Below are 11,490 nucleotides of genomic sequence, written 5' to 3' on the forward strand. Positions count from 1 at the left end.
AGTGTAGCGTTTCGTCTGTAAAAGGGATGCAAAAAATCGTACTGTCGTCTGGACAGCGTTTACTTGCTTAATGAAGCGTCTGGCTAGCGAGAATCGTTAACGCTAAGGCTTACCGGTGCGGAGATGGATTTTTTTTGCTGATGATGTTCAAAAGCAGCAGGCAGGATAAAAATCATTCGGCTAAAGAGGATGATAAAACTGATCAACAGAACGATCCGGGTCATGGTGCCGGTTTTCTGACGTCTTCGGGAAGGTATAGCGCTGTTCACGCGGGATGGTTCCTGTAATGACCCAAATGGGCGACAGCAATATTTAGTCACAGTCGCCAGATGAAATCAATCGTTGTCTAAAAAAACGACAGAAATAATTAATAGCTGGCCTTTTGCGCCAGCAGTGTGGCGAAACGGCAGGTGATGCGGTTGCCATTTTCATCGGTGCGATGCAGCTGGCCCCTGTTTTCGTTGTACTTTACGATGTGCCAGTTGCGGTAATAGTGGCTAAGTTCCCCGGATTTAAAAGCAAAAGAAAAATCAGTCGGGCAGGGCGTATCATCCGTGTTCATCGCCGCGACAATCAGGTTGTAGCCATATTTCACCGTGCAGGCCTGCATATCGGCGATCAGCTGCGGGATGGTTTCCGGTTGTAAAAACATCATCACCACCGTAGACAGTACGAAGTCGTAGCCGCCGTTAAAGCGCGTCTGGTTAAGGTCACGCAGCCCGGTGTGAATACCCTGTAAGCCTTCGTCTGCAATGATGCGGTTCAGGCGCGCCAGGCTTTTTGGGTTGTGATCCCATGCGGTAACGTCAAAGCCTTGCTGATTAAGAAACAGGGTGTTGCGTCCGTTGCCACAGCCCAGATCCAGCGCTTTGCCCACTGTGAGTTGCGGGAAAGCCTCCAGCACTTCTGAATGTGTCGGCGTCAGGCCATATTTTTCTGAGAAGTTAATCGAATTATTCATCTTTATCGCTTCAGTGAAGTGGGCACAAAGGTCCACAACGTCAGGCTTCTTCAAGGATCAATTTCCAGCCGGTGATTTCGTTCCAGTAGCTTTGTTCACGCTCCAGATCGAGTTGTACCAGGTTGTTCTGGCTGAGAAACCCCACCGGGAACGTTAACGTCCAGTGTCCGTCATCACAGCTTAGTTTTAAGGAAGTTGGGCGTGTAGTGGCCTGGCGCTGATTATTCAGCAAGGTGCCAAGGCGCAGCAGGAAAATCAGCGGCAGGAACTGCTTTTTCTTAAACAGCGTCACACGAGGCAATTCGTCAACCTTAACCGCTTTGCGATGGAATCTTACCAGCGCGGCCAGCAGCATCTGCTGATCCTGATTGAAACCCGGCATATTGCTATTTTGCAAGATATAGGATGAATGGCGTTGCAGGCCGCTGTGGTTGATGGACAACCCCACTTCATGCAGCATCGCCGCCCATTTTAGCAGGGCAGCCAGTTGCGGGTTCGCCAGTTTGGGATGCTGATCACGCCATTGCAGATAAAGTTGCTCGGTGGTTTCCAGCACGCGCCGTGCCTGATCGCTGTCAATAGCGTAGTGGTTAGCCAGGCTTTGCGCGGTACGGCTGCGAATATCCTGATGACGGAAACGGCCTTCCATTTCATACAGCACGCCTTCACGCAGCGCGCCATCAGAAAGACGTAGCTCGCGAATTGCCAGCGCGTCAAACACACCGCAAATAATGGCCAGCCCAGGAACGAAAACGCCTTTACGTTCTTCAGATAATCCCGGCAGGCTTAGTGCCGTAAAGGTTTTATGCTTCATCACTTCGTCATAAAGCATCTCAAGGCGTTCTGGCGTAATAAGCTTCTCTTTTTCGCCCATCTCCTGTAACACTTCACAGGCGGCTTTGATCGTGCCGGACGCGCCTAAGGCATACTGCCAGCCGTGCAGACGATATTGCCATGCCAGCGTTTCCAGCTTTTGCGCCGCCGCTAAACGTGCCCGACGAAAATTCTCGCGGTTGATTTCGCCTTTAGGAAAATAAAGTTGCGCAAAGCTGACGCAACCCATGCGGCGACTTTCCACCAGCTGCGGCTCGAAATCTTCACCGATAACCAGTTCAGTTGAACCGCCACCGATGTCGATCACCAGCTTGCGGCCTTTTTCCGGCTGCGTGTGCTCTACACCCATAAAAATCAGGCGGGCCTCTTCGTGACCGGAAATCACTTCGATTGGATAGGGGATCACTTCTGCGGCGCGTTGTAAGAATGTTTCGGCATTCACGGCCTGACGCAACGTGTGTGTGCCAACAATAGTGACGTTGCTGGCCCTGAAGCCCTGTAATCGTTCAGCAAACAGCGCCAGGCAACTCAGGCCGCGCTCTATTGCCTCATCACTCAGGCGATTATCCGGACCCAGCCCGTCGGCTAAGTGTACACGCTGTTTCAGGCGACCGAGTACCTGCATAGCGCCGTCAACCACACGGGCAATCACCATGTGGAAACTGTTCGAACCGAGGTCAATCGCCGCAAACTCTTGGGGTTTCGGCGTAGTTTTCTGGGAAATTGGCATAAGCGTTATTCAGGTTGTTCCAGTTTCTTAATGTAATCATAAATCGCCAGTTGCGAGCGCACCTTACGACGATTTCCGCGTGGAACGTATTGATTGCTTAATTCTTTATCAATAATCCGGGCTTTCACCGTATCACTTAACTGAATCGCAATAATATCCAGGATACGCTGTTTAATTTGCGGATCGAGAATCGCCACCGCCACTTCGATACGGTAATCGATGTTACGCGTCATCCAGTCAGCAGAAGAAAGAAACACTTTTTTATCGCCGCCATTCTCAAAAATATAGACGCGATCGTGCTCCAGATAACGGTCAACGATGCTTGTAACGCGAATATTTTCGCTTATGCCCGGTAAATCAGGGATCAGCGAGCACATGCCACGCACCAGTAAGTTGACCTTTACCCCTACGCTGGATGCGGTATAAAGCCGGTCAACCAGGCCTTTGTCCACCAGATTATTAATTTTCAGCGTAATGCCGGACGGCAGTTTTTGCTGCGCATTGGCAATTTCTTCATCGATCAATTGATACAGCATGCGGCGCGAGTTTTGTGGTGAGACCATTAAATGCTCGAAAGTCACCGGCCGATAAGGATTCTCAATAAAATTAAACACCCGACGCACTTCATTGGTAATACGTGCATCGGCGGTCAGCAGTGAGTAGTCAGTATAAATGCGCGCGGTTTTCTCATTAAAGTTGCCCGTACCGATGTGCGCATAACGCACAACTTCATTCCCTTCGCGGCGCGAAATCAGGAATAACTTAGCGTGAATTTTCAGGCCTGGCGCCGAGAAAATGACGTGAACACCGGCTTCAGTCAGACGTTTTGCCCAATAAATATTGGCTTCTTCATCAAAACGCGCCTGTAGCTCAACCACCACCGTGACTTTTTTACCGTTATAGGCGGCATGAATCATGGCATCCATAATGCGCGAGTGTTTTGCTACACGATAAATATTGATTTTGATTGCCAGTACGCTGGGGTCAAACGAGGCCTGACGCAGCAGTTCTAATACGTGTTCAAAAGTGTGATAGGGATAATAAAGCAGTACATCCCGGTCACGAATGGCGTCAAACCCGTTTCGGTAGCCATCAAAGCCAATATGACGAATCTGCGGCAGCGGACGGTTGACCAGATTATTTTTACCGACATTGGGAAAGCCGATAAAGTCTTTGAAGTTGTGGTAGCGCCCACCCGGCAGTACTGAGTCAAAGTTAGTGATCGACAATTTATGGCACAGCAGCTCCACCATCGAATCCGGCATATCGCGCTGATAAACAAAGCGTACCGGCTCTGCGGTTAAACGTTGTTTCAGGCTGGAGGACATCAGTTCCAGCAGGCTGGACTCCATTTCGGTAACCAGGTCGTACTCGGCATCGCGCGTCATCTTCATCGAATAGGCGTTCAGCGCATCGTAGTCGTAGAAACCTTTAAAAATATCGTCCAGGCAATAACGCAAAATGTTATCCAACAGAATCATCGGCTTGCGACGGCGGGGTGATTCAGCGGGCAGGTTAACGAAACGTGGCACTTTATCCGAAGGGATTTCCAGTAACGCATAGCGAATATTGTCACCACGAATAATCTCAACCGCTAAATAGGTGTAATCATCTTTAAGAAATTCGGTCAGATCGGTTTCGTGAGTAATAAGAATGGGAGAAATATGCTGGCGCAGTTCGTTTTTAAAATAGTGGCGCAGCCAGATTTGTTGATTCGGTGAAAGCTGACGCTCATTAATCAGGAAGATCTGGTTACGCGCCATTTCCAGCAGTAGATCGTTATACAACGCGTCGAACTCTTGATCGGATTTCAGCACACGCTGTTGAATTTTTTTAAACAAATGGCGCGGTGTGCCAGGGGAACCTTGCTCCTCACCGATAAGGATACGGCGCTTTAAATCGGCAAAACGCACTTTATAGAATTCATCAAGGTTATTGGAAAATATACCCAAAAACCGCATGCGTTCGATCAGCGGATTCGTTTTATCCGCCGCTTCCTGTAAGACACGTTCATTGAAAGATAACCAGCTTAACTCTTTTTCAATATACAGCTTTACCTGACCCATTCTCACTCCGTATAGCGGTTGCAGGACTGAAGATCCAGTGTCCAACAACATTATGGCGAGAGTATGGCAGGCTTGTCCAACGGCAAGAGTTGTCTTATCAATCAGCTACGGGCAACATAGCGGCTTATTTTCCGCTGCATTTAGGACCGCATGAGCATAAACCACATTCCCGTTCAGTTTAGCGACCGCCGACGTCGTAAGATTGACCGTTTGACGCGGCGACTGGTCACGTCATGTGGCATTGCGATTCTGCTGCTTATGCTGCTGTTTTTTTGGCTAATCTGGGTAGTTCTGCCGCTGTTCAGCGCGCCGGACATGCAGCCAGGCGCTTCGCAGCAACTGTGGGATCGCGCACCTGCGCTGGCGATAGGCAATGACGGCAGCCACGGCTGGCGTATCAGTACGGCTGGCGCGGCGCGTTTTATTCCGCTTAATGGTCAGCCTGCCGATCAGGCATTAGCGCTGACGCCAGCCCCGCAGACAGTGGTACAGAGCGCCGATCGCCAAACGCTGCTGCTTAATATGCAGGGCGATTTACTGTTGCTGCAACCGGTTCTGCGAAAAGATGAAGCGCAGTGGCGTTTCCCGCTGGGTGATAAACCTTTCCACCTGCCACAAGGCACGGTGGAGAAAATGGCGCTGGCGACGCTGAGCCCGAATCAATGGCGTATCGCCGTTGTTACCACCCATGGCCTGGGCTATCTGACGCTGGGTCCCGATCGTCAGGCAACGATGATCAGCTTGCCGCAACAGCATCCCGATCATCTGCTTCTTGCGCCGCAAGGCGATCTTCTCTATACCAGTGAAGGTAATGTGCTGCGGGTCTGGCAGTTGGACAAGGATCACGCGCAGCTGCGTGAGACACAAACGCTACCGCACACGCCGCAGAGCCTGCATCTGTTAACCGGTGGCCAAACGCTGCTCGTCCAGGATGAAGCGGGGGTAACGCAATGGTTTTCAATTGCCAGCGAACAAGGCCCGCGCCTGCATCAGATTCGTACCTTCAGGCACAGCGCAGGCAAGGCGCAACTGATTACAGAGCCACAGCGCCGCGTCTTTGCCACCTTCACCCAGGACGGTATGCTGAAGCTGTTTTCCAGCAAACAAGCAGGGCCGATATTTCAACGCCAGCTAGCCCCCGGCATCTTGCACGCGCAGTTCTCGCCGCACGGCGACAGCCTGCTGGTGGAGCGTCAGGGAAGTTGGCAAACCTTTAAGCTGGATAATCCGTGGCCAGATGTTACCTGGCGCAACTTCTGGCAGAAGATCTGGTACGAAAACTATCCCAAAGCGGACTGGGTATGGCAATCCACCGCCGCAGGCGACAGTTATCAGGCCAAATTTAGTTTAGTGCCAATGGTCATCGGCACGTTAAAAGCTGCGAGCCTGGCGCTGTTATTTGCTACGCCGCTGGCGCTGGCTGCGGCGATGTACACCGCATGGTTTATGGCGCCGGGTCTGCGTCGCTGGGTTAAACCGTCGATTGAGATGATGGGCGCGCTGCCCAGCGTGGTAGTTGGGCTGATTGCGGGATGGTGGCTGGCGCCGCATATCAACCAGGCGCTGACAGGCGTACTGCTGCTGCCGTTCACCTTAGCCGCCAGCCTGCTGCTGTGTGGTGTGCTCAGCGCCCGTCTGCCAGCGCGCTGGCGACAGCCAGGCCGCGAAGTGCTGCTGCTGTTACCGCTGCTGTTGGTTGTTATCGTGCTGACATTATGGCTGCCGACGCTGTGGGTGCGTGACGCAGGCGACTGGGTGCCTCATTACGAACAGCGTAACCTGCTGGTGGCGGCGCTGGCGATGGGTTTTGCCCTGGTGCATGGTTAGGAAACTGAATCGATCCCTTTTGGTTTTCCTAACCATGAATGGTAGCGAGAAAAAGCCGCATGTGGTGGGGACTGTTGTGTTGTAATGCGTAAAAATGCCAGTTTTGCCGTGTTTTTAATCTAAAACCCATTTTTCAGGCGCACTTATCCAGAGCTGGCGTCAGAAGCCATCGTTTTTTCGCCATCTGATGCAACCTGTCGGACAACAGTTTTGTCGCGTGCTCGCCCGCCACAGCGCCGGCAAAACGCAGCGAACTTTTGCACAGGATGCACTGGTACGGGTCGGTGCCCAGAAAGGCTTTCATCAGCACCGCGAACCCCGGCTTCTCCGGTTTCTCTCGCGGCGTCATCTCCAGTGCTTCGTAAACCTTCGGCAGCAGCGTGCCGCGCTTGCGGTTGGCCAGAAAGCCGTAGTAACGCACCATTTTAAAGTGCCGGGACGGGATGTGGCTGACGTAACGCCACAGCATCTCCTCCTGCGTCAGCTTCTGGCGTTTATGCTGTTGGGTTTTGTGGTCGTAGTACTGGTGAACGACAGCGCCACCACGGTAATGCCGCAGTTGGGATGCCGCCACCGGCGGGCGTTTCAGGTAGCGACCCAGATATTTCACGCTGCGCCAGGCCCCGCGGGTCTTTTTGGCGAAGTGAACCTTCCAGTGACGCTGGTATTGCGCCTGCAGATAGCGCTTCCACTGCTTCTCATCGCGAATGTGACCATGGCCGGGCAGGGAAGCAGGGGTAACGTGCTGATAGCTGGCGCGTAACAGGCGGATGACGGCACCGCGCCAGATGGCTTCGACCTGCTGTTTTTTGAAGAACAGGTCGCGCCAGACGCCGTGTTTGACATCGAGGCCGCCGCGGGTGATGGAGACGTGGATGTGCGGATGCTGATTGAGTTGGCGACCGTAGGTGTGCAGTGCGCAGAAGATGCCGACTTCGATGCCCAGCTTGCGCGCGTGCCTGAGCATGGCGCGGGTTGCGCAGCGAAACAGGTCATTGAGCAGTGGCCAGTTGTTGTTGAAGAACGGCCAGAGCAAGTGCGGCATGGTAAAGGTGATGTGTTGCCAGTCGCAGTCGGGCAGGATGTGTTGCTGTTGGGCAATCCACTGCTCGGTGCTTTTGAGGCCGCAGCTGCTGCAGGCTTTGGACTTACAGGTTTGGCACATCAGACGAGAATGCGTGCAATCAGGGGAGCTGCAGCAATATTTTCTGACGCCCATGGCGCAGGTTCCACAGGCGAGCATGCGCTCGACGGAGAGTTTGGTCCAGTCGCTGAGCTGGTGACCATTTTTCTCGAGGAAGCGTTCCCAGCCGTCATCGTGCTGGAACAGGAGCTTTGCGGGTCGCGGTATGTACATGAAAGACAGTATAAAATATGGCGATGAGGGTGGAAAGGACTTCGGCTGCGCAGCAGACGGGCTCACGCCGCAGGCGTGCTACCGTTCGTCCATTGATGGAGTTAAGAATGAAATCTTTGTTCAGCCCGCATAAAGCCGCTCTCGCCCTGGCGGTTGTCGCGGCCTTTAGCCTGACTGCTTGCCAGACACCTGCGAAAAAAGCCGAAGAACCTGTAGCCGCTGCGGCACAAGCGCCAGCCGACACCAACCTGACGCAGCGCGAGCTGGGTAACGGTTTATATGAAATGGCATATCTGCCGACGAAAAATGCACTGTATGTAGCCAGCGCTCAGGGCTTTAAAGATGTCAGCGGTGGCCTGATTTATCGTCTGGATGCGACTACGCTGAAAACCACCGGCGAGGCGCATACCGATCTGAAAAACTTCGGTATGGTCATCGATCCAGATGGCAGTGCGTTGTACGCAACCAATTCGCTGGATGGCGGAATCTCTAAAATTGATCCTGAAAGCGGCAAAGTACTGCAACGCCTGATGTTCAGCGAAAAGAATGAAAAAGGATTTCCCTATGGCGCGCGTGAAATCTTCTGGCACGAAGGCCAGCTTTATATCGGTGGAGTGGGCGATCCGGGTGTAATTTGGGTGGTTGATGCGAAAACGATGAAGCTGAAAACCCGCATCAAAAACGCCGGTAAATGGGTCACTGGCATTATCTATTCCCCGGTCACCGATCGTATTTACGCCGCAAACGGTGGCGGTGAAATCCTGGTCATTAACCCGCGCAGTCACAAAATCGAAAAACGTCTGACCGCAGGCGACGGTAAAGCGTATCTGTTTCTGAACATGGCAGAAGATCCAGCCACGGGTCGCCTGTTTGTGACAGACAATTCCAAAGCAAAAAATACCCTGGTGTTTGACGAGCGCAGCGGTAAAGTGATTAAGCGACTGAATTTAGGCGATTCGTTGGGCATTAAATTTAACGCCAAACGCAACGAAATCTATATCAGCCAGCGTGAATCGAAGAAAGTGCTGCAACTGGATGCCACCACCTATGCGGTGAAAAACAGCTGGTCGTTCGACAGTCATCCTAACAGCCTGCTGGTTTCACCGGATGGGCAAACGCTGTATGTCACCGTGAAGCAGGACTTTAACAAAGACCACAGCACCAAAGGCCCGGACAGTGTGGCGCGTATCGCACTGAAATAAAAAGGCGGGTCAGCCGCCTGAAGAAAGGACGCTGCGGCGTCCTTTTTACGTTGCTCCATCCCACACCCCATGTAGCTGGCACTTTTCAGGCAATACGCGGCGGCCTGATATTCCGGCTGTCGTGTTTTGCGTATGCTGCTTCTGGCGCGGAGAGGTCCAGCCGTTTTGGCATCTTCCCGCCTGCCACAGAAAGCGAGTACATTGATTGGCTGATCCCGCGCGGGTTAAGCCTTTTTGTCCTGCGTATGGGTATCAAAATCCGATGCATCATGGCGCTCATGCAACTGATCGGCTGGCTCGCCCATTACGCGATTCACTTTGCGACCACGGATCACCGCCGGACGCTGAGCAATCTCCTGCGCCCAACGCTGTACGTTTTTATATGACTGCACATCAAGGAATTCGGCGGCACCGTATTGATTGTTCAGCACCAGATTGCCGTACCACGGCCAGGTAGCGATGTCAGCAATCGTGCAATCATCACCGGCCAGATAGCGATTTCCAGCAAGCTGGCGATCCAGCACATCGAGCTGGCGCTTAGCTTCCAGCGTAAAACGGTTAATGGCGTATTCAATTTTTTCTGGCGCGTAGTGATAGAAGTGTCCCAGCCCGCCGCCGAGGTACGGCGCCGAGCCTTGCAGCCAGAACAGCCAGTTCAGCGTTTCGGTGCGTTTAGGGGTATCTTTTGGCAGGAAGTGGCCAAATTTTTCGGCCAGATACAACAGAATATGACCCGATTCAAATACGCGAATTGGCGGCGTGGCGGAGTGATCGCTGAGCGCGGGAATTTTTGAGTTCGGGTTGGCGTCAACAAAGCCGCTGGAGAATTGATCGCCCTCGCCGATGCGAATCAACCACGCATCGTATTCGGCATCATTCACATTCAGCGCCAGTAACTCTTCCAGCAGAATGGTAACTTTCTGACCATTTGGCGTACCCAGCGAATAGAGCTGCAAAGGGTGTTTGCCGACCGGCAGGTTTTTTTCGTGCGTAGGTCCGGCGAAAGGGCGATTGGTTTTTGCGCCGTTACCTTTGGCTTCGGGGTCCCAAACCCAGACTTTTGCGGGCTGATAAGTGTTTTCCGACATGGTGAAGGTTCGCCTTGTTGTGATTGAGTTTTTGTTCGAGTGTAGCAGGCTGCCAGCAGCCGGTTTAACTCTGCTGGCGGTGATCGGTTGACGTTCTTCCGACTGTAAAGCCTCAGTCCGGCGTTACCTTCCGCATAAATCAGAGAACGGATTCCTTTTTTCGATGCAGCAAAAGCAGGCTCAGCGCCAGCGGGACGACACCCGGCTATTACACAGGGATAGGGCGCGTATTAGCGTTAGAGGTTCAGAAGGCAGGTATGAGAAAGCCAGGCGCGGTGCGAGCTTATATCAGCTAAGGCTGCGCTGCCCGGCCTGTTTAGTCGGGTGTGCCATATTTATAACCCTTATCCCGATGCCTTTCTGCGCCAGCTGGCTGCTGAACAGCTTAATGCTTTACCGGGCGTCGATGGATTGCAGGCTCAGGCCGTTGTAGAAGCAGCCTGTGCATCGCTAAGCCACGGGCGTTTCAGTGAAATCAAGCGGAGAGGTTAAGCGTTAAACTGGCGGCTAATGAGCCGCCTTTTTTAATTAGCCCAGCAGTTCACGTTCAATCAGTTCACGCGTTTCCACCGCCTGTACTTTCATCTTCTCTGGATAGCCAAACAGCGAAGAGGCGATGATCGATTCACCGCCCACTTTATAGGTGCGGTTAGCGAAATTCATGTCGCGCAGCGTCTGGAACAGGGTAGGGAAGTCCACTTCACCTTCGCCTACGCCGACGTGCTGGTGGATGGTGGCATCCACGCCCGGCGGGTTGACGATATAGCGGCAATGCCTGGTGTGGTTCATGGTATCGGCGATCAGCACGTGTGACAGATCATCTCCGGCATACTTCAGCATACTTTTCACATCGCCTTTACCTTTGTCATAAAAGAAGGTGTGCGGCGCGCTGTAAACGTATTTGATATTCTCGCTACGGAAGGACTTCACGATGTCAGACGTTTCGTTATTTTCTTCGCAGAAGTCCCAGGGATGAGACTGAATTTCAACGCGAATCCCTTCACGTTCGATGACTGGCAGCAACGCTTCCATTGAACGATAGAACATCTCTTCACAGATTTCCGGCTCGTTCGGCGTACCTGATAATTCGGTGTTAATGACCTGCACACCCATTTCGACCGCAATCTCAATCATGCGCTTCCAGTTTTTCACGGCGGCCTGACGGCGTAGTTCATCCGGGCCGGACCAGCGATATACCACGATAAAAGAAGAGATCTCCACGCCCGTTGAGCGCAGCGCATTTTTGTATTCCGTCATGATCTCGCGGCTGGCTTTCGGGTGCTTATAAAAGGGATTAATCTGCGGATGCGGCGATTGTTCAATGTATTTATATCCCCAGTCGGCCACCTGATTGACCATGCGGGTGATGCCCATATCTTTAATCACATCCACATCAAAAGCGATTTTCATCTGTCTACTCCGGGG

General features: G+C 52.6%; 9 protein-coding genes and 1 pseudogene. 3 read left to right on the forward strand and 7 right to left on the reverse strand.

Annotated features, from left to right (window positions below; genetic code table 11):
• Window positions 1–83: 83 nt before the first annotated feature.
• From QRY16_RS02325 to ppk1, 4 genes are all read right to left on the reverse strand, one after another.
• Window positions 84–269, reverse strand: coding sequence for a YfgG family protein (locus QRY16_RS02325; RefSeq protein WP_289775505.1), 186 nt, complete (start codon window positions 267–269; stop codon window positions 84–86).
• A gap of 98 nt (window positions 270–367) precedes the next feature.
• Complete coding sequence (tehB, locus tag QRY16_RS02330; RefSeq protein WP_193404619.1) at window positions 368–961, reverse strand: tellurite resistance methyltransferase TehB; 594 nt, start codon at window positions 959–961, stop codon at window positions 368–370.
• A gap of 40 nt (window positions 962–1,001) precedes the next feature.
• The gene (ppx, locus tag QRY16_RS02335; protein WP_289775506.1) at window positions 1,002–2,525 is read right to left on the reverse strand and encodes an exopolyphosphatase; all 1,524 of its coding nucleotides are present in this window, start codon (window positions 2,523–2,525) and stop codon (window positions 1,002–1,004) included.
• A 5-nt stretch (window positions 2,526–2,530) separates the two neighbouring features.
• Entirely contained in the window at window positions 2,531–4,591 is a 2,061-nt protein-coding gene (ppk1, locus tag QRY16_RS02340) for a polyphosphate kinase 1 (RefSeq protein WP_193404621.1), read from the reverse strand.
• A gap of 150 nt (window positions 4,592–4,741) precedes the next feature.
• On the opposite strand from ppk1, the pseudogene QRY16_RS02345 reads away from it, so the two are divergent.
• A pseudogene (locus QRY16_RS02345) lies at window positions 4,742–6,409 on the forward strand (ABC transporter permease subunit); the annotation flags it as partial.
• 142 nt (window positions 6,410–6,551) lie between these two features.
• Here QRY16_RS02345 and QRY16_RS02350 read toward each other — a convergent pair.
• Window positions 6,552–7,775, reverse strand: coding sequence for an IS91 family transposase (locus tag QRY16_RS02350; RefSeq protein WP_289775507.1), 1,224 nt, complete (start codon window positions 7,773–7,775; stop codon window positions 6,552–6,554).
• Window positions 7,776–7,882: 107 nt separating this feature from the next.
• Between QRY16_RS02350 and QRY16_RS02355 the strand changes: the two genes are divergently transcribed.
• Window positions 7,883–8,977, forward strand: a complete 1,095-nt coding sequence (locus QRY16_RS02355) for a YncE family protein (RefSeq protein WP_289775508.1) — start codon at window positions 7,883–7,885, stop codon at window positions 8,975–8,977.
• Window positions 8,978–9,201: 224 nt separating this feature from the next.
• Here QRY16_RS02355 and yghU read toward each other — a convergent pair whose 3' ends face one another.
• Window positions 9,202–10,065 (reverse strand): glutathione-dependent disulfide-bond oxidoreductase, encoded by an 864-nt coding sequence (gene yghU, locus QRY16_RS02360; protein WP_289775509.1) that lies wholly within the window; start codon window positions 10,063–10,065, stop codon window positions 9,202–9,204.
• Between the two features lie 324 nt (window positions 10,066–10,389).
• On the opposite strand from yghU, the gene QRY16_RS02365 reads away from it, so the two are divergent.
• Window positions 10,390–10,557 (forward strand): hypothetical protein, encoded by a 168-nt coding sequence (locus QRY16_RS02365; protein ID WP_289775510.1) that lies wholly within the window; start codon window positions 10,390–10,392, stop codon window positions 10,555–10,557.
• A gap of 36 nt (window positions 10,558–10,593) precedes the next feature.
• Here the strand turns inward: QRY16_RS02365 and QRY16_RS02370 are convergent, their stop codons facing one another.
• Entirely contained in the window at window positions 10,594–11,475 is an 882-nt protein-coding gene (locus QRY16_RS02370; protein WP_289775511.1) for a sugar phosphate isomerase/epimerase family protein, read from the reverse strand.
• Window positions 11,476–11,490 lie beyond the last annotated feature (15 nt).

The sequence above is a fragment of the Mixta mediterraneensis genome, from assembly GCF_030283135.1.
GTDB lineage: Bacteria > Pseudomonadota > Gammaproteobacteria > Enterobacterales > Enterobacteriaceae > Pantoea > Pantoea mediterraneensis.

Bases quoted from the DNA above. Each gene is read 5' to 3' on its own strand.
- tehB (WP_193404619.1), bottom strand. From the start codon at position 961: ATGAATAATTCGATTAACTTCTCAGAAAAATATGGCCTGACGCCGACA.
- ppx (WP_289775506.1), bottom strand. From the start codon at position 2,525: ATGCCAATTTCCCAGAAAACTACGCCGAAACCCCAAGAGTTTGCGGCG.
- ppk1 (WP_193404621.1), bottom strand. From the start codon at position 4,591: ATGGGTCAGGTAAAGCTGTATATTGAAAAAGAGTTAAGCTGGTTATCT.
- QRY16_RS02350 (WP_289775507.1), bottom strand. From the start codon at position 7,775: ATGTACATACCGCGACCCGCAAAGCTCCTGTTCCAGCACGATGACGGC.
- QRY16_RS02355 (WP_289775508.1), top strand. From the start codon at position 7,883: ATGAAATCTTTGTTCAGCCCGCATAAAGCCGCTCTCGCCCTGGCGGTT.
- yghU (WP_289775509.1), bottom strand. From the start codon at position 10,065: ATGTCGGAAAACACTTATCAGCCCGCAAAAGTCTGGGTTTGGGACCCC.
- QRY16_RS02370 (WP_289775511.1), bottom strand. From the start codon at position 11,475: ATGAAAATCGCTTTTGATGTGGATGTGATTAAAGATATGGGCATCACC.